The sequence below is a fragment of the Staphylococcus sp. GDY8P131P genome (genome assembly GCF_017891975.1).
Lineage (GTDB): Bacteria > Bacillota > Bacilli > Staphylococcales > Staphylococcaceae > Staphylococcus > Staphylococcus nepalensis.
Map to the genome: position 1 here is coordinate 88643 of NZ_JAESKF010000007.1, position 19240 is coordinate 107882.

Consider the following 19240-nt stretch of genomic DNA (forward strand, 5'->3'; position numbering starts at 1 on the left):
TTCCGTTCTGTTCTTTTTTATATGTACTTCATTCTAAAAATGGCAACCAATTTATTTTTAAATTGAATCAGTTACACACCATACCCTAACATCTACGACATTCATTATATTTCACTCTTAAATCACTACATTGCTAAGTGTTCAGCATACTGTTTTTTTCTTTTATAATAATTTTTAACTTTTTTCGGCATTGAGCCACTTTGTAATTCATCTTTAGTAATAATCGGGTAATTTTTAAATACAATAGATCCTATATATCCACAAATGGCGCTTCCAGTAGCACATAAGGATGCAACAAGAACGACAGTCAACGCATTATTGAAACCAAACATAACCATCAAACCAGCAATAGGTGTAGCTGTACCAGTTGCTTCGTTAACTAAACCAAACATAGCTATAATGACACCGGATACTGCGCCGCCCATAAAGTTCGTAAGATAAACAGGAATAGGATTTGCCGTAACAATATCTGCTTGTGATAACGGCTCAATAGCTACAGAAATTGTTGTTTTACGATCTCCAAATTTCATACGCTTAAATAAAACAAAATTCATAAATGATGATCCAAAAACAGCTAAAGCTCCAATTGCCATGGGTGTGCCAGTTAACCCTAACAAAGCGGTGAGTGCCATAGAACTCAATGGCGCAGTTGCTACTACTGTTATAATGCCACCAAGCACTATCCCCATTAAAATAGGACTCGAAGTTGTAGATTCTTTAATAATATTCCCAATTTGCAATAACGTCGCATCTACTACAGGCGCTACGCCTACTGCGATTATTCTTGTAATAGGAGCAATAATAATAATTGAACCTATTAAATCTAAACCATCTGGAAATTTTTGTTCTATCCATTTCATGCCAAAACTTGCTATGTATCCTGCTACAAAACCTGGTAGTAAGTCCATGTTACCGCACGCAACTGCAATAACAAATGCGTACACCGGCGAAACACCCATCGCTAACGCTACTAGTCCAGCTGCAGCAACCCCACCTAAACTTCCAGCTGCATCACCCAGCTGTCCTAAAAAAGGAATACCTAATAGATCCCCACCAACATACTTATGAAAAGCTTCTACTAAAAATGAAGCAATTGCTGCATTCGCGAGGGCGCCCATTGCTTTACCACCATTTGGTGCTTTACTTGTAAATAGTGTAAACAAACATAATACGATACCTAAAAATATAACCCCTAAAAGTAAATTCATAAAAACACCTTCCGTTATTTGTATGCGCTTTCATTTAACAAATATTAGTATATCATAATTTATATTTTACTCAAATCATATTTTATATCAATATATAATTTTTCAAATAAATTTACACTATTCAGAATATTCATTTTTTATATATGTTACACGGCTATTTTTGAACATATCCATATTTTATTTTAAGTATGATTGTAATGTTCTAATGATTGATTCAATCCTTTTACGTTGCTTTTCATTTATGTAAACGACAACTGTCCGTTCATCTATGTCGCTTCTCTTTTTACTTAAATACTCCATTTTAATTAACTTTTGTAATGCTTTCGTTAAGTAATAAGGTTTTAACTCAGAATGTTGGGCGATTTCTTTCGCTGTAACTTCACTTGAATTACATTCATGTAGATAATTTAAAATAAATACTTCTTCATAGTTTAATTTGTGGTGCTTTTTAGTCTGCTTAAAAAATGTTTTTCCTTGTTGATATAATGAGATTAATTCATTTAATTCCTTTATCGTTTTCATAAAAACCGCTCCTTATGTTTTTTCTTGTTGTTAATATACACGAAAGTTTTCTTATCTATTTGTAACATAATTTTATCCTATTCATGCTATTTAATTCAATATAAGTAACTATGAAAAATGTTATGATTTACTACTATTTTTTTAATTTTATTTTTTATTTTCAAAATTTAGTACCTCATACATCCTTTTTATTAATAAGAAATGATTTTTATTGCATTTTCAATTCTAAAATGATTCGTGAACATAATACTTACAGATAAAGTAATCGTGGGTGAATTAAAATTCCAATTTTTCTAAAAAACATAGTTGTTAGAAAATCGTATTGTCGACTATAGTTGGATCAATATTATATTTCTATATCTAATTATGATCATTTATTTTTAATATTATAAAAAAACTTGAGATATAAAATTAAATATCCCAAGCTCTTAAAAAGGTTATAGTTATCTGCACATTTTTATTTATTTTATTCAAATATAAATGATTTTACATCATAAAGTTAAATATCATGCGAAGTAATTATTTCTTTTTACAATCTAAAGTGTCTAAGAAGCTTAGTGCTGCCATACCAGACAAGTCTAATGCATGTTTTGCGCCAGCTTTACCATGGCCTGCTTCAAAATGTTTATATGCTGCAACACCAAGAACTGAAATTGTTAATAGTGAACCAATACGTGATAATCTTTTACTTGCAAAGCTTAATACGAAAAATACAGCACTTAATGTTTCAACTGCGCCTGCTAACGGTACCGCATTTGAAGGTAAATTAAACACACCAGTAAAGGTATCTTTCATTGATTGATCACCTTTTAACTTTGGTTTTGCAGCTCCGTATAATTCTTTTGCTAATTTTAAGTTTGTTAAATAACGTAATATCATTACTTTAATCTCCTTCTATTTGTTTTCAAAATATTTATCTACAACAGGTTTTACCCGCTCAGCCAATAATTTAATTGTACGAATTGTGTTTTCGTGTGGCATGGATCCTACAGGGGTATGCAACATAAAGCGTGATAAACCTAACGTTTCAATCGTATCAATGATTTTATTTGCTACTGTTTCTGGACTACCTACATATAATGCACCATTTGGCCCTGCTTCACGTGCAAAACTATTTTCATTGTATAAAGGCCAACCTCGTTCTTTGGCCAATACATCGTGACTTGCTTTGACTGATGGGAAAAATTCCCGAAACGCTTGTTCATCTGTCTCAGCAATATATCCCCATGAATGTGTTGCAACAGTTAATTTATTGACATCATGACCATAAGATTCAGCTATTGACTTATACATCTCAATATTTCTTTGAAATCTTTTTGGGTCCCCGCCAATTATAGCATAAGTTATCGGTAAACCAAGTGCTCCTGCTTTCAATGACGATTCAGGTGTGCCACCTGTTGCGATTGAAATGGGTAATGAACCATGCTCAACCCTAGGGTAAATGCCTAAATTCTGTATACTTGGTCTAAGATGACCATCCCAATTCACAATTTCATTTTGATTCATTTGCATTAATAAATCAATTTTTTCATTAAAAAGTTGTTCATAATCATTTAAGTTATAGCCAAACAATGGAAATGATTCTATAAATGAGCCTCGCCCAACCATTATTTCAGCTCGCCCATTAGATACCGCATTTAATGTAGAAAAACGTTCATAAACTCTGACTGGGTCATCTGAAGATAATACAGTAACGGCACTGCTCAACTTAATGTTCTTTGTATGTCTAGCTGCTGCTGCTAATACAGTAACTGGGTCAGATACAGCATAATCAGGTCGATGGTGTTCACCTAGACCATAAACGTCAAGGCCATAATCATCAGCAACTTCAATTTCTTCAATAATATTCCTAATCCTTTGGGCGTTACTAATTGCAGGTGCTTTACCTTTATCAGTATATATATCACTATTATCTGCAAATGATGTCAAACCAATTTCTACCTTCATATATTCACCTCGCTTACCAAGTATATTTTTTATACCTATTATATTAAAAGCTTTTCTATTCGGTGTCAATATCAATGTTTAGCAAAATCAAAATACGTCAATCTTGATTAACCCCAATTCTTTATATATGAAATAGTATCAAAATAAAGTAATTAATTTAAATTTTAAATAACTAATTGTTAGCATTAAATAACATTTGTAATTTTCTGTTATTTTACAGCTTTGTAATAAATTAGAAAGCAATATTACACTGAATTCACCTTAAAACGCCATGGCTACAGCCTTAAGACGTAAAATAATCACCCCTTATTTTGTTACATATCCCCCATAATTATTAGAGATAAATTACAAAACGATAACATTGCACACAAAACGACAAATTTCTGATAGAGTAATGCTTGTCGTTAAAACAACGAAAAAAACTAAACATACTATAAACAACGTCATTAGAGACTGAGATAATAAATTTAAAAGCTTTATCATTATTAGGAGGATATTTTACAATGAAAAAAATCGCTACAGCTACAATCGCTACTGCAGGAATCGCTACATTTGCATTTGCGCAAAACGAAGCAGATGCTGCTGAAAATAACAATGGTTATAACCCAAATGACCCTACTTCTTATAGCTATTCATATACTATAGATCAACAAGGTGATTACCACTATACTTGGCAAGGTAACTGGAATCCAAGCCAAGCTGATCAAGCTCATTCAAACTATACTGGTAATACAAATAGTGGTCAAAATAACACTTATGGTTCTACATATGGTACTTCAACTCAATCATATACAGCGAACAACAACACAACAGGTGGCGGTGGTGCTGCTTCAAACGCTACTTCAGACCGCAACATCCAAGTAACTACAACTAGTGCACCATCAAGTTCATCAAGTTCAATTTCAAATACTTCAGGCTCTTCAAATAATTTATATACTGCTGGACAATGTACTTATTATGTATTTGATAAAGTAGGCGGTAAAATTGGTTCAACTTGGGGTAATGCAAATAATTGGGCAAGCGCTGCTGCTGCTTCTGGTTATACTGTAAACAATTCACCTTCTCAAGGTTCAATTTTACAATCATCAACTGGAGCTATGGGACACGTAGCATACGTTGAAAATGTTAACAGTGACGGTTCAATCCAAGTTTCTGAAATGAACTATGGTCAAGGCCCTGGTGTTGTTACTTCACGTACTATTTCAGCTAGCCAAGCTTCAAGCTATAACTACATTCACTAATTAAAATAGTTTATATATCCTGGGACACGAAACAATGTTCCAGGATTTTTTTGTATGTATAGTAGATTGCTAACCAGCAACAAAGCCCTAATAAAAATAGAAAGCTTTTATCCTGTTTTTTATTTAATTTCATAAAAAAGCATCAACTCACTTATTATTTCGTGAGTTGATGCTTCTTTATTTATAACCAATATGCTAGGCTTATCCAATAGATAAAAGCAAGTAAGTAAAGTAATGGAAAACTTTCTGATACTTTATCTTTCACTTGCTTATAGATAACATAGACGCCAAAAGCAAGTAATATAATACTCAATGCCATTCTTGCAACAAGCAATTCTTGTATTGATATAACCACTGTTGATGATACAGGTACCATCGCTAACAACAAGGTTAAAACCACAATCATTATTGTGTAACATATAGTATCTTTTGTCTTATTACGATGAGAATTGACCCAATATAAAATCAAACCAAATATCGTAGTAAGTAATATTTCATGTATAATAGTTGGTTTTTCAAACAAATCGGTTCTATACTGTATCATCGCTACAATATACAATATAAAACCGATTATAAAATAGATAATAGAAGGATATTTAAAATCTTTACCTATATTGAAATATTGATGAATTCCCAATCCTATTAGCAATATCGCTACAATAATTACTAGATACAACACGGAATCACCTCATCCATAGTTTACTTTATCCTTTTTATCTAACTGGTAAACATATTATTATTACTCTCGCTTTAATTTTTAAATGAACAAATGTTTATTTTTTATTGCTAATACAAAAGCACAGCCCGCTTCATTAAAAAAACACCTCCGTATAAATTCAGTTGAATATGAATTTAACGAAAGTGCCTTTATTTTATTTCTAAGTTTTGATATCTGTTCAATTTCATCTCAGATTTTTTACCCTTTTAATGTAAAGAATAATTCAATTTTTTAGCTTTGCTCATGATGCTTACTATGATTCATGGTTAACTTTAGCGCGTTTAATACCAATACCAGTAAAACCATAAAAAATCGCGAATAAAACACATAAATAACAAGGTACAGTCCATATAAAGAATTGATCAACAGACACGCCTAATTGTTGTGTATAATAGATACCTGAAGTACCCCAAGGTATAAGCGGAATAATCATTGTACCTGAATCTTCTAGCGTCCTTGATAGATTCGAACGGTCTATTCCCATCTTATTATACATATCCATCATTAATACGCCTACCATAATAATGACAACAGAAGCAACGCCTGCAGCTAGCACCATCATTAACCCACCTAATACAGTTGCAAGAATTAATGTGCCAACTGAGTTAATATTGCTAGATATTTTATTCAATATAACGTCTAGACATCCTGCTCTTTCTACAATACCTGCAAAGGCGTAACCACAAAAAATAGTGACCACAATTTCAGTCATGCTCATCATGCCGCCTTGTTCTATTAAGCTGACCGCCTTATCAGAAAGTGAATTATCTAAATGTGGTACCATACTTTGATTAAAGCCATCAAAAGTAGCCTTGAAGCCATCAGTCATATTAAATCCATTGTTGAAAGTGCCGATGATTATCGCACTAATGCTTGATATTAACATCGATGGCACTGTAGAAATTTTAAATAACAAACATACTATAATAATAATTAATGGTAGCCACACAAAAAAGTTAATGTTATAAATTGTCGATAACTCTTTAAGCATGGCATTCACTTGAGACGTGTTGACACTGCCTTTGAATTGTAGCCCAGCAAAGTACCATACGATTAACCCGATAATTGATGCTGGTACTGTAGTCCATATCATCGCTCTTATATGAGAAAAAATATTCACTTTTGTAACTAGGGCTGCTAAATTAGTCGTATCTGATAACGGCGACATCTTATCACCAAATACTGCGCCAGCAATAATTGCACCTGCAGCCATACCAGCTGGGATATTTAATTGCGAACCAATTGCCATTAGCGCTATGCCTGCCGTAGAAGCTGATCCCCAAGCAGTTCCGGTAGCAACAGAAGTAATTGCAGCTATGATAAATGCCGATACTAAAAATAAGTTAGGGTTTAAAAATTCTAAACCATAATATATTAATGCAGGCACTGTTCCTGAATACATCCAAGTGCCTACAATAATACCCACTGATAGAATAATAAATATCGCAGGCATTGCTGTTGCTAAACGGTTAGTAATGCCTTCTTCTAAATCTTTCCATTTCAAACCAACGCGTCTCGCAATGATTGCGGCATATGCTGAGGAAAGAATAAGTAACGCTTGGATAGGAATATCAAAAACAACAAATCCTGTAATTACAATAACAATCATTACCAAAATCGTTGAAATTGATTCTAAAAAAGTTGGTTGTCTTTTCATACACATTTCCCCTTATTTATATAAATGGATGCGTTTTTGACTAGTGCAATCCTAACTTATCTTTTCCTAACTCATCAATTGTTAATCCTTCTTCAAAGAAATCGCGTTCTAAAATAGTTGATGCAATGACCACGATGGCGTCTATATTAGGCGTAGGCACGTCAATTTCTCGTCCTAAGCTAGACCATAATACTAAACCATATGCGATATCTTCTGTTAAATAACGATTTTTTACATGGTTAGGTCCTTTAATTTGGGAAAAGACAGGACTTGTGTTAAACAAACGATTTAACGGTTCATCTTCATCCTGTCTTTCTAAATAGCCACGTTCAATACGTGCTTCTTTAGCAGATGATAATTCAAAACCTAATTTTCGCCCCAAGGTTAGTCGCTCTAACTCTACTGCATGTAATAAACGTACTGTATGTTTTGTTATCCCCTCTTCATACAGTGCAAATTCATCTGCATAATCAATTCTACCTACGTTTAATAGTGTGGGACCCGGATGTACTTCAGGGTTACCATTTTCTAAATTTGTTTTCCAAAGACTTTCTTCTTTGACAATGTATGGATATAATGTTTCTATTTTATCAAAGCTATCGCTTAGCTCTTCCTTATCATACGTTGAGAAATGCACTTTTCTAACGTTTAAAGATAAATCCACACGTGCTTCTTCAAAATCTACACGCGTGCCGTAAGTTAACGTATTTACTTCTGCAAATTTAGGCATAACTTCAATTTGCATATCCTCTAATACATTCATAAAACGAATAGAGCCCATAGCAGCAGCGATATTGAAGAATATAAGTTGGTCTTCTGTGATAAACGGTGCCATTGTATATGCATAATGCTCAATAAACGATGATGGTATTACAACTTGAATGACTTCGGCGTCCTCAAGTACATATTCCATATCATCACTGATATCAGTAAATTGTACGAAGCTCTCTTCGCCTTCATTACTGAATGTAAAACCACCTTGTTCTATTGCTTTATCAAATTTATCTATAGACTGGTTTCTACAGTATAATTTGACTTCATGTCCTTTGGTAATCATATCTAATGCTGCAGTAACAGCACCATTCCCTGATCCTACAATAGCTATCTTCATAAACACCCTTCTTTCTCTAAACATTGTGTATTTTTTATTAAACATTACTCTCATGTATAACCTATTAAGAAAAAGAATAAACACTGGCCTTCAACCTATTTAAGTTATCATTAAAAGTAACGCATTGCTTTATAACATTTCTATATTTTAACAGGATAATAACGCTGTATATAGTCCTATTCAAAAAATTTATAATTTTTTCAAATGATGTGCAACTGATTTTGTTATTTTGTTATAGTAATGTTAAACAAAAGGAGGCAAACTACTTATGACTGAAAATCACACAAATCGTGAAGTATTAAATCAAGAACCGAACAGTGATGCAAGATTAATGGCTACATTAATCTATGTACTTAGCTTTTTCACCACTTTTTTAGCACCACTTATAATTTGGCTTATTAAACGTGAAGATTCTGCATTCGTTGATAGAGCAGGCAAAAATTATTTTAATTTTTTAATTTCATATGTTATTTGGTTTATTATCTCTGGCATTTTAATGCTTATTATTATAGGATTCGTTCTATTTCCTATTGTGGCCATTTTGAACTTTATTTTTACAATTGTAGCTGCAGTAAAAGCATATAATGGAGAAGATTATTTACCACCTCTGTCTATTAGATTTTTTAAATAATTTCAATTTCAATTTTGTGATTTTTTACACGCGTTGTAATAAATCGATTGAGCAAACGCTTATAAGATGCTACTAAATCTTATACTTGCGCACTTTATGCAATATTACAATAAGTTGCGCTTTTGTAACCTCACATGTTGTTTATTACAGCAATATGTGAGGTCTTTTTAATTGTTTTACAAATACGTAACATTCCACACAAACACTTTTTCTTCTGTTATTGTATTAATTGTCGTTGAAACCAACGCGTTAATTAAAAAATTAATTTCTATTCAAATAATATATCTATTTAAAATTCGGGAGGACTTTTTTATTATGAAAAAATTAGTAACAGCAACAACTTTAACAGCAGGAATCGGAGCAGCAATTGTGGGATTAGATCATGGGAACGAAGCAAATGCTGCTGAACAAACAACACAAGTAGATCAAAACTCAACTCAAGCGACATCAAGTTCAAGCTCAAATCTATACACTGCTGGCCAATGTACTTGGTATGTATTTGACAAAACAGGTGGCGACATTGGCTCTACATGGGGAAATGCAAATAACTGGGCATCTGCAGCATCCGCAGCTGGTTACACAGTAAACAATTCACCAGAAGCTGGTTCTATCTTACAATCTAGTGAAGGAAGCATGGGCCACGTAGCATACGTTGAAAATGTAAATAGTGATGGTTCAGTAAATGTTTCTGAAATGAACTATAGTGGTGGGCCATTCTCAGTAAGCGAACGCACAATCTCAGCAGGTGAAGCTAGCTCATATAACTATATTCACCTTAACTAAGATTATTTTTCAAAATATTATTTGGGAGTCAAGCTGGTAAAGTCTCGTACTTTATCAGCTTTTTTTATTGAATTGCCCTTTACATATTGCAGCCAAATTAAAAATTTGAGAAAATAGTAGCGTTTAATGTGAATAAGGAGGTTGAGACAAATGCAGTGGTTTAAAGTTATTTTGGCAGGCATCATAGAAATATTATGGGTAACTGGTTTAAACACGGCTGATTCAGTTTGGAGTTGGACAGGCACGATTATCATTTTAATTTTAAGCTTCTATTTAGTCATTTCAGCTTGTAAATCATTACCTGTTGGGACAGTATATGCTGTGTTTGTAGGCATTGGCGCAATTGGTACTGTACTCGTTGATATGATATTTTTCGGTGATGCATTCAACGTGATTAAGATAGCACTGGTTATTTTACTCGTAATAGGTATTATTGGCTTAAAACTAACTACAGAGGAGGCTGAACAATAATGGCTTGGACGATACTATTTATTGCTGGTCTACTGGAGATTGTTGGTGTCATTATTTTAAATGAAATCGCACGTACTAAAAAGAAAATATTCGTAGTTTTTTTAGCCCTCGCCTTTATTTGTAGTTTTAGCATGCTTAAATTGGCAATGTCTAGTGGTATTCAAATGGGGACGGCTTATGCTGTTTGGAGCGGTATAGGCACTGGTGGCGGAACGCTAGTCGGGATGCTCATTTATAATGAATCTAAAAATATTAAACGTGTAGGTTTTATCTTCTTAATTATTTTAGCAATTGTAGGTTTAAAACTGGTTAGTTAAACTATCTTACTTTAGATTCATATCGCCGATGATAATAAAATTCTTTTTTGTTTATTCGGTTTATAGTCTGTGATATAAATCAATATACTAAAGCGTTTATTGATATTAGTTTTTATACTGACATCGGCCAACTTCGAAATAAAGTGATACTAAATTATGGTACAAATGTTTAGCTTTGCTACGCTCCGAATTAACTGTAACTTGATCAGTAAGCAAATGCTTTTAAATATAGGTTATTTTTACCTCGCTTATATGATAATATAAATTAAATTAATAACCTTTTTAATTGGCTTACAACGTAAAAATTTGTTTACTATTATGAAATTTACTATACTTTAGGTAAAGGAAGTGATTATACATGGTAAAAGTTTATATTGCAGGTCCAATACCTGAAGTTGGTTATAATTTATTAAAAGAGCAAGGTTATGAAGTAGATATGTATGAAGGCAAAGGTATTGTTGATAAAGAAACCTTAATTCAAGGTGTGAAAGATGCGGACGCTTTAATCAGCTTACTATCTACTAATGTGGATCAAGATGTAATTGATGCAGGTTCAAATCTAAAAATCATTGCAAACTATGGGGCTGGTTTTAACAACGTGGATATTGAACACGCAAAACAAAAACACATCGATGTGACAAATACGCCCAAAGCCTCAACAAATTCTACTGCCGAGTTAACTTTTGCGCTTGTACTCGCTGTAGCAAGACGTATTCCTGAAGGTGATAAATTATGTCGTACAACAGGATTTGATGGATGGGCGCCACTATTCTTCCGCGGTAGAGAAGTTTCTGGAAAAACAATCGGTATCATTGGTTTAGGAGAAATTGGCAGTGCAGTAGCCAAACGTGCTAAAGCATTTGATATGAATGTACTTTACACAGGCCCTAACCAAAAAGTCGATAAAGAACGTGAAATTGGTGCTAAATATGTTGATTTTGAAACACTTTTACAACATTCAGACTTCATTACAATCAATGCTGCATATAATCCAAGTTTACACCATCAATTTGATACTGAGCAATTCAAAATGATGAAACCAACAAGTTATTTAATTAATGCAGCGAGAGGTCCAATTGTTCATGAGGAAGCTTTAGTTCAAGCACTTAAAAATAAAGAAATCGAAGGCGCTGCCTTAGACGTGTTTGAATTTGAACCAGAAATCAACGATGAACTCAAATCATTAGATAATGTTGTTATCACACCACATATTGGTAACGCGACATTCGAGTCTCGTGATATGATGTCAAAAATTGTAGCTAATGATACAATTAGCAAACTGAACGGCGACCATCCTAAATACATTGTGAATTAATTAAAAAATACCAAAAGCCAGAAAGTACTTATAAACTGTACTTTCTGGCTTTTTATTATTTTTACTTTTCTTTAGATTTATATAAGAATTTGGTTTGGTTAGATATCAGTTGATTTGTATGATTTGCGCTATTTTATTTCTCACTTTAACCACAAATTTATTTGTTCTTTGAGCAATTTTGCCTATTTTTCTAGAACGTTTAATGACTTTCTTCGTATGCTTGACCCGTAATTTATTATAACGTTGCAATGCCATATCAAAATCGTATGTTTGTATGCAATTAGCTAAAACAATAGCATCTTCCATTGCTTGACCTGCGCCTTGTCCCATATTGGGGGTCATCGCATGTGCTGCATCTCCAAGAAGCACTACGCGTTGGTATACAAACGTTTTTAGCGGGTTTAAATCATACATGTCATGTAATAATATATCTGTTTCGCTTTGTTTATCTAGAACTTGTCTGACTTCATTAGGAAAATGATTAAATCTTGCTTGTAAATGCGGTTTTGCAAATGCGTGTATCTTAGTATCATTTTCTTTAGCTGTTATTGAAATAAACCAATAAGCTTGGTTATTTAATAGAGGCACGATGCCTACTCTGCCTTTTGAAGACCAATATTCTTTAGCCACATTGCCATCCTTAAGGTCTATTTCATCTACTAAACCTCTAAATACTGTATAACCTTGATAAATCGGTTTATTATTTGGCGCGACAGCTTGTCTTGTATTAGAATGAATGCCATCCGCACCTATACATAAATCAAAGGATTGTGAAGGTTGCTCGGAAAATTGTAACGTTACTTTTAAGTCACCGTTTTCAATATCCGTTACATAATGGTTTGTAAAAATTGCGCTATCAGGTACATAAGATTGAATTACATCTAATAAACTTTGGCGTGACATCGTTAAATTAACAGTGTTTTTTTTCAATTTAATTTTTGACAATGGGTTTGCTTTTTCATCAAGTACTTCCATGACATCAACCACTTGTCCTATATTTTTAAGTCCTTTTGCTAAATCATGATTATTTAATTTATCAATCACGTTGCCACCAATGCCAATACCAGCCCCTAGTTCAGATACTGCGTCTTTTTTTTCAAACACACTCACATCATGACCTTGTTCTATTAATAAAGCTGCTGCAGTTAAACCGCCTATGCCTGCACCAACAATTGCTATTTTCATCTTAATTCACTCCAACTTTCCCTAGTCTTTTAAAAATTTCCATACTTCATTATTAAATAATGACATTGTTTTTAATACCCAATGATATAATAACATATAAAAAAGAAAACAAATCCACTAATAAAACAATATTGTCTTTTTATATTGAATCCATTATAGGTAATAATCTTTATTGATATCATCTTTTTTAATACCTAAATTTTTATAGAAATGTTTCATAAACCATGCGATATTTTCATCCCAGTCTACATCACTCGCGTATTGATGTTCTCCTGGTTCTTTTGGATTCCATCTCATTTGATATAAAGAAATCTGCTTATTATTAAAATAATTATTTCTTACAAATTGGGCGCCCCCCATAATTGCTTTATCGGGAGAAGTCCAAGCTTGTTTTTTAGCAAAACTGCTTCCAGTATGGACAGCATTTTCATCGAACGCACCTATTCCAAAAAAGTTATAATATTTTTTCCCATTGTCTTCAATACCTTTAGCTAATTCAGATTTACCATTTCCTGTTTCTACTAAGGCATGGCTTATTAAATATAAAACGTTGACTTCATATTTATCTTGCGCTTTTAGGAAAGCTTTACCTTTTCCTTTTAACACGCCCTTACTTTTTAAAATATCATTCACTTCATCTTCAGATAACGATACTTTTTCAGAAATATCCATGTGGTTCAAATCATCTTGGTCACTGTTTACATCCATTGCTTTACTAACATCTTTCGTTGAAGCTTTTAGAAATTTACCATCTTTTTCTTTCATATTTAAAGTACCAGAACCAACTTGTTTATCTACCGCCTCATCAAATGTATGCGTTTTTTGTTTTTCAAACAAAGATGTTTCATTTATGACTAACAAAATAACAAATATTACTATAATTAATATCAATAGTATTAATGGTATTCGCTGTTTAACACGCTCATTCATTATATAAAAAACTCCCTATTTTACATTTTATTTAGTTAGTGTGAAATAAGCAAAAGCAATTGCCACAAGCACAATAATAAAAGAAAGATTAATAGCAATGCGCATGCCCTTTTTATGTCTAAATAAAGTGTTGAATATCACTAAACTGATTGCTAATGAAACAACAAACATAGTAATAGCCATAACAATATTTAAAGTGATTAAAAAAATAATACCGATAACTAAAAATATGTTAGATATGATAGCCATCGTTTTTACCATTTTTGGGTTAATAAGACTTCCACTCCTTGTAAAATATTCTAAATATATCGCTCTATTAACTGAAATTGTATCATATTTGCCTATCTTTCAGTATGTCATTTTTAATATAAAAAATTAGCACTCATGTGAGCATTTCACATTGAGTGCCAATTTGATTATACCTACATTCAATTATTTTTACTCTCTTGACATACCTCTAAGCATATTTAACATATATGTTAAACTACGGTTCATCTCATCGTCTTTAAGTACGCCCATCAAGCCAGTGATAGATGTTTTTTGATTTGGGCTCGCTTGGTTAGCCACACTTAAGCCCTTGTTTACTTTGTTTAACATTTGGCTTAAATCATTAACATTTAAATCACCCAATAAAAAGACAAGTGAAGCCATATTTGTAATTAGACCAGTGTATTGCTCTTTATTTAACTCTACTGAGAATTTATTAGCAATGACACCTCGGCTTTTTACCATACCTGATAATGCATCGAGTAATTTAGCTTCATCTAAAGTACTAATAATATTAATCGCTTTCATAATACTATCCTTATTTGCTGCAATTGCGTCTGTTACTTCAGCTAAACTTTCTTGCTTAATCTGCGCTTCTGACTTTTGCATGCGTTTAATATGCGTTATTCTCTCTGCCATTACCTATTCACCTTACTTCCTGGGAAAGTATAGTCGTCACGTTTCCACTTATCTTCAACACGCACACTGTATTGTGGTTGTCTTTGTTTGTTGATACGGAAGTTTGTTGGATTCAATGGAGATTTACCTCTCCGTGTTTTAACTTCCATACGACAGCTTGTACGTTTATATGAAGGTGTGTCTGTATCTTTGTCCACATCGCTGTTAGTCAATAAGTTAATAGCGCCTTGGTCACCATTTATCATTGCGTCATTATTTAATGGAATATAAATTTCTTTACCTTTCACTCTATCTGTAACGTGTGCAATAAGTTCTGCCTCGCCACTGTCTGAAATTAATTTAACTTCTGCCCCTTCGTGAATATCTCTTTCTTTAGCTAATTCTGGGGAAACCTCAACAAACGGATGAGGCACTTTGTATGCAATGCCTGGAACTTTATAAGTCATATTTCCTTCATGGAAATGTTCCAATAAACGACCGTTATTTACATGTAAATCATATTCTTCATTAACTTTAAAGAAGTTATCAAATGTTAATGGATAGAAGTTCGCTTTACCATCTTCAAAGTTAAAGCCATCTAAATACAATGTTGGTTGGTCTGTGCCATCTTCGGCTACAGGCCATTGAAGGCTATTGTATCCTTCTAATCTATCGTAATTAACACCTGAATATGATGGTGTTAATCTAGCTATTTCATCCATTATTTGGCTAGGGTGCGTATAATTCCAATCATATCCTAATGTTTTAGCAATTTCCTGAATAATTACCCAGTCTGGTTTCGATTCACCTTTAGGTTCTAATGCTTGGTATAAACGTTGAATACGACGTTCAGTATTTGTAAATGTTCCTGTTTTTTCCAATGAAGGACTTGCTGGTAAAACAACGTCAGCGTATGAAGCAGTGAAAGTGAAAAATTCATCTTGGACTACAAGGAAACCAACTTTTTCAAGCGCTGCTTGTACATAATTGATGTTTGAATCGACGATGCCTGTATCTTCACCGTATAAATATAATGCATCAATTTCTCCTTCGTGAATCCCTTCCATCATTTGGTGATTATCTTTACCAGGGACACTTGGTAAGGTTTGGCCATATTCTCTTTCAAATTTAGCGCGAATTTCATCGTCCGCTACTGCTTGGTAACCAGGGAATTGATCTGGCATACTACCCATGTCACTACAACCTTGCACGTTATTATGACCACGTAGTGGATACGCGCCAGTACCAGGTTTTCTATAATTTCCTGTAGCTAACAATAAGTTGGAAATTGAAGTTGATGTATCACTACCAATATCTTGTTGTGTTACACCCATTGCCCATGCAATTGAAACTGTTTCCGCATTAACCATTTGGTGTGCAAAGTCTATTAAATCTTCTTTAGGAATACCTGTTGTATCTTCTGCAAACGCCATTGTATATGGCGCTAATGATTTATAATATTCATCAAAACCATTTACCCATTCATCAACGAACGCTTTATCATGTAAATCATTGTCTATGATATATTTCGTTACAGCTGATAACCAAACTAAATCTGTACCTGGTTTAGGTTGATAGAAATTGTCTGCTCTTTCTGCCATCTCATGTTTACGTATATCAAATACATTTAACGTATTGTTATATAATTTATGTCCTCGCTTAATACGCGAAGCAATAACTGGATGTGCTTCAGCCGTGTTAGTACCAATTAAAACAACCATGTCAGCAATCTCAAGGTCATCAATTGAACCAGAATCACCGCCATGCCCTACTGTTCTAAATAAACCTTTTGTAGCTGGTGCCTGACAATAACGAGAGCAATTATCTACATTGTTTGTGCCAATGACTTGTCTAGCAAGTTTTTGCATTAAGTAAGATTCTTCGTTAGTTGCTTTAGAAGAAGAAATAAATGCTAAGGCATCTGAACCATGAGACGCTTTAACTTTTTTAAAGTTTTCAGAAACTACTTTTAGTGCTTCTTCCCACTCTACTTCTTCAAATTGATCGTTTTTACGTACTAATGGTTTAGTTAATCTTTCTTCTGAATCAATATAATCCCAACCAAATTTTCCTTTAATACATGTTGCAATTTTGTTTGCTGGGGATTCATGTTGTGGTTGTACTTTTATTACTTCTCTACCTTTTGTCCATACATCGAAAGAACAACCAACACCGCAATATGTGCATACAGTTTTAGTTTTCTCGATGCGCTCTTCACGCATAGCTGCTTCTGAATCAGATACAGCAAATAATGGACCATAACCTGGCTCTGCCTTTTTAGTTAAATCAATCATAGCTGCAAGAGAACCTGGCTCTAAATCTGTCATATAACCAGCATTTCCTTCCATCTTCACTTCCATCATTGCATTACACGGACATACCGTCGCACATTGGCCGCATCCAACACATGATGAATCATTGATGGATGTATCATTGTCCCAAATAACACGTGGTTGTTGACGTTCCCAATCAATTGTCAGTGTTTCGTTGACTTGAACGTCTTGACAAACTTCAACACAACGTCCACATAATATACATTGGTCTGGGTCGTAACGATAGAAAGGACCATAATCTTTTTCATATGGTTTTTCTTTATATTCATACGTTTGGTGTTCTAAACCCCATTGGTCCATTGTATTATGAATTTCGCAATCGCCGTTGTTATAATCACACACTGTACAATATAGCATGTGATTTTCTAAAATACGGTCTAATGCTTCTTTTTGGCTTGTTTGTACATTATCATTTTGTGTATTTACTATCATTGGTCTATCTATTGTCGTACTACAAGCACGCTGCATTTCGCCATCAATTTCGACAGTACATGTATCGCAAGTTTCTATAGGACCAAGCGATTCGTTATAGCATATAGAGGGTACAAAAGTATCTTGTGACTTAATAAATTGTAGTAAGTTTGTACCGGGTTCTACAAGATAATCTTTACCATCTAATGTAATAATTAAATGTTCCTGCATATTCTTCACCCCTATTAATGTTTGTTAAGCCCATGTTTATTCTTCAAAGATGTTTAATAACATTCCATCTTAAAAGCCCCACACTTTTTTGGTAATGTTAATTACATTGTATAGGTATTTCATCAAAATGTTAAGGTTTTCTACTATTTTCTCTCTGTTTTATTTAAATGTTAATTGATAGTGTTAAATATTAATTAATCAAAAAAGACATTCTCCATAAAAAAAAAGACAAAAAACACCCCTCAAAGTATTTTTATTGTTTACTTTGAAGGGTGTTTGTGTGATCAAATCAGACATATTTATTTTAGTCAGATGCCCAAGTTATTTTTGACGCTTGCCTCAATTTCAGTTAATGAACTTTGGCTAGGTATAAAGTAATAAAGACCGTCGTCTTGAATACCACCCTGTCCTTCTAATTGATGACGGTGCACATTATCATTTGCATCTTTATAATTTCCTCTAACTTTATTAAGTTCACCTAAAGTTAAATCTGTTTTAACATTATCTTCAACATGGTTCATCAATGAATTAAAGTGCGTTACTGAGCTAATACTTGTCAACTTATTTGCTAAACCTTGTATGACTAATTGTTGACGTTCTTGTCTGCCAAAATCTCCGCCAGCGCCTTCTTCTTTACGGCTTCTAATGAAAGCCATGGCTTCCTTACCATTCATGTGCGATTTTTGCCCATCATTAAATTGAAAACCATCATAAGAGAAAGTTGCATTACTTGTAACTTCAATACCACCCACGGTATCAATCATATCTTCCATGCCATCCATATCAATCGTGGCATAATGATCGATTGGAACATTTAATAATTTTTCAACTGATTTCACTGCCATGTCAGGCCCGCCATATGCATAAGCATGATTAATTTTTTCTGTTGTCCCTTTACCTACAATATCGGCTTGCGTATCTCTTGGTATGCTAACAATTTCAGTTGTTTTTTTATCTGGGTTGATAGATAGCACCATGATTGTATCACTACGTTGACCCCCGCCATTAGCATCTCGCTTGGCATCTGAATCAACACCAAATAAAGCTATCGTAAATGGATCCCCATTATTCAAATTGACATTTTTATCTCTTAAAGACGATTTATCTCTATCTAACGGGTTATGTATTGCCCCACCTACAGAAAATATTTTAAATCCTAAATAAATAACTGCTAAAATTGCTAAGATAATCAGTATGCCAAAGAACCATAAAAATATTTTTGTCGGTAATCCCATTTTCTTTTTACTGTATTTATCAGAACGATTCACCTTTTCATTCTCCATTCTATATTCAATTTTCTGTTTTATTATAATTAATTACTGATTATATAGTAATTAATATGAA

At 33.3% G+C, this 19240-nt stretch carries 18 protein-coding genes and 1 pseudogene; 6 read left to right on the forward strand and 13 right to left on the reverse strand.

The annotated features are described in order from the left end of the window. Positions 1–125 precede the first annotated feature (125 nt). The 4 genes from KA894_RS07670 to KA894_RS07685 all read right to left on the reverse strand — a co-directional run bounded on the left by KA894_RS07670 (position 126) and on the right by KA894_RS07685 (position 3677). Positions 126–1208: a PTS sugar transporter subunit IIC gene (locus KA894_RS07670; RefSeq protein ID WP_096808638.1), complete on the reverse strand. Its 1083-nt coding sequence runs from the start codon at positions 1206–1208 to the stop codon at positions 126–128. 177 nt (positions 1209–1385) lie between these two features. Further along, positions 1386–1730, reverse strand: coding sequence for a transcriptional regulator, SarA/Rot family (locus KA894_RS07675; protein WP_096808637.1), 345 nt, complete (start codon positions 1728–1730; stop codon positions 1386–1388). A gap of 519 nt (positions 1731–2249) precedes the next feature. Then, entirely contained in the window at positions 2250–2609 is a 360-nt protein-coding gene (locus KA894_RS07680) for a DoxX family protein (protein WP_107644132.1), read from the reverse strand. Positions 2610–2624: 15 nt separating this feature from the next. Then, on the reverse strand, positions 2625–3677 hold the full coding sequence (locus KA894_RS07685; protein ID WP_107644133.1) for an LLM class flavin-dependent oxidoreductase: 1053 nt from the start codon (positions 3675–3677) through the stop codon (positions 2625–2627). A gap of 503 nt (positions 3678–4180) precedes the next feature. Here KA894_RS07685 and KA894_RS07690 point away from each other — a divergent pair. Further along, entirely contained in the window at positions 4181–4918 is a 738-nt protein-coding gene (locus tag KA894_RS07690; protein WP_096808634.1) for a CHAP domain-containing protein, read from the forward strand. 181 nt (positions 4919–5099) lie between these two features. On the opposite strand, the gene KA894_RS07695 is transcribed toward KA894_RS07690, so the two are convergent. The 3 genes from KA894_RS07695 to KA894_RS07705 all read right to left on the reverse strand — a co-directional run bounded on the left by KA894_RS07695 (position 5100) and on the right by KA894_RS07705 (position 8404). Beyond that, positions 5100–5597 carry a hypothetical protein gene (locus tag KA894_RS07695; protein ID WP_096808633.1) on the reverse strand — a complete coding sequence of 166 codons (498 nt, stop codon included), beginning with the start codon at positions 5595–5597 and terminating at the stop codon, positions 5100–5102. A 292-nt stretch (positions 5598–5889) separates the two neighbouring features. After that, entirely contained in the window at positions 5890–7293 is a 1404-nt protein-coding gene (nhaC, locus tag KA894_RS07700) for a Na+/H+ antiporter NhaC (protein ID WP_096808632.1), read from the reverse strand. 40 nt (positions 7294–7333) lie between these two features. Next, positions 7334–8404: an NAD/NADP-dependent octopine/nopaline dehydrogenase family protein gene (locus tag KA894_RS07705; RefSeq protein WP_119487690.1), complete on the reverse strand. Its 1071-nt coding sequence runs from the start codon at positions 8402–8404 to the stop codon at positions 7334–7336. 268 nt (positions 8405–8672) lie between these two features. On the opposite strand from KA894_RS07705, the gene KA894_RS07710 reads away from it, so the two are divergent. The 5 genes from KA894_RS07710 (at position 8673) to KA894_RS07730 (ending at position 11921) form a co-directional block, all read left to right on the forward strand. Then, on the forward strand, positions 8673–9035 hold the full coding sequence (locus KA894_RS07710) for a DUF4870 domain-containing protein (protein WP_096808630.1): 363 nt from the start codon (positions 8673–8675) through the stop codon (positions 9033–9035). Between the two features lie 315 nt (positions 9036–9350). After that, on the forward strand, positions 9351–9818 hold the full coding sequence (locus KA894_RS07715) for a CHAP domain-containing protein (protein WP_096808629.1): 468 nt from the start codon (positions 9351–9353) through the stop codon (positions 9816–9818). 150 nt (positions 9819–9968) lie between these two features. Continuing rightward, positions 9969–10289: a DMT family transporter gene (locus KA894_RS07720; RefSeq protein WP_103372795.1), complete on the forward strand. Its 321-nt coding sequence runs from the start codon at positions 9969–9971 to the stop codon at positions 10287–10289. Then, positions 10289–10606, forward strand: coding sequence for a DMT family transporter (locus KA894_RS07725; protein WP_103372794.1), 318 nt, complete (start codon positions 10289–10291; stop codon positions 10604–10606). Before KA894_RS07720 ends, KA894_RS07725 begins: the two co-directional genes overlap by 1 nt. 358 nt (positions 10607–10964) lie before the next feature. Beyond that, positions 10965–11921, forward strand: coding sequence for a 2-hydroxyacid dehydrogenase family protein (locus KA894_RS07730; RefSeq protein ID WP_096808627.1), 957 nt, complete (start codon positions 10965–10967; stop codon positions 11919–11921). 61 nt (positions 11922–11982) lie between these two features. Here KA894_RS07730 and KA894_RS07735 read toward each other — a convergent pair. From KA894_RS07735 to KA894_RS07760, 6 genes and pseudogenes are all read right to left on the reverse strand, one after another. Continuing rightward, positions 11983–13106: pseudogene (locus KA894_RS07735) on the reverse strand (FAD-dependent monooxygenase). Between the two features lie 153 nt (positions 13107–13259). Then, the gene (locus KA894_RS07740) at positions 13260–14036 is read right to left on the reverse strand and encodes an N-acetylglucosaminidase (RefSeq protein WP_096808625.1); all 777 of its coding nucleotides are present in this window, start codon (positions 14034–14036) and stop codon (positions 13260–13262) included. 27 nt (positions 14037–14063) lie between these two features. Further along, the gene (locus KA894_RS07745; protein ID WP_096808624.1) at positions 14064–14297 is read right to left on the reverse strand and encodes a hypothetical protein; all 234 of its coding nucleotides are present in this window, start codon (positions 14295–14297) and stop codon (positions 14064–14066) included. 177 nt (positions 14298–14474) lie between these two features. Further along, entirely contained in the window at positions 14475–14942 is a 468-nt protein-coding gene (locus KA894_RS07750; protein ID WP_096808623.1) for a helical membrane plugin domain-containing protein, read from the reverse strand. Next, positions 14942–17896, reverse strand: a complete 2955-nt coding sequence (gene fdhF / locus KA894_RS07755; protein ID WP_103372793.1) for a formate dehydrogenase subunit alpha — start codon at positions 17894–17896, stop codon at positions 14942–14944. Before fdhF ends, KA894_RS07750 begins: the two co-directional genes overlap by 1 nt. A 308-nt stretch (positions 17897–18204) precedes the next feature. After that, complete coding sequence (locus KA894_RS07760) at positions 18205–19131, reverse strand: LCP family glycopolymer transferase (RefSeq protein ID WP_229718985.1); 927 nt, start codon at positions 19129–19131, stop codon at positions 18205–18207. Between the last annotated feature and the right edge of the window lie 109 nt (positions 19132–19240).